Source organism: Pseudoalteromonas sp. GW168-MNA-CIBAN-0100 (assembly GCF_040309225.1).
GTDB classification, from domain to species: domain Bacteria; phylum Pseudomonadota; class Gammaproteobacteria; order Enterobacterales; family Alteromonadaceae; genus Pseudoalteromonas; species Pseudoalteromonas arctica.
The window spans coordinates 1-264 of the sequence record NZ_JBEOOL010000671.1 but is presented as its reverse complement, the minus strand read 5'-3'; the positions used below and the strand labels follow the sequence as shown (position 1 = coordinate 264).

At 37.1% G+C, this 264-nt stretch carries 1 protein-coding gene; it reads right to left on the bottom strand.

Translation table 11 applies throughout. The annotated features are described in order from the left end of the window. The coding region (locus tag AAEY62_RS22945; RefSeq protein ID WP_350636738.1) for a gamma-glutamylcyclotransferase family protein at positions 1-187 on the bottom strand (187 nt) is incomplete at its 3' end. Positions 188-264 lie beyond the last annotated feature (77 nt).

Genomic DNA, 264 nt, shown 5'->3' with positions numbered 1-264 from the left:
AAACTAACGCATCCTCTGCATCACTTGGGCTAATACTGCACTTACCTGAGCCATCTTTAAAATACATATCAAAGGTTAGCTCATAACCTTGTAATACGGCTGTACCAATGCGCTTAGCATTAGGCAAGCGCGCCAGTAAACGGTGAGACGACATGTTAGAGCCAAACGAAAAATTATAAAGCGACATACCTACTCCTAAAATTAAATAATGTAACTTGGTTTTAAATTACAACACGAATAGCCAAAGCTATTAAAATAAAAAAC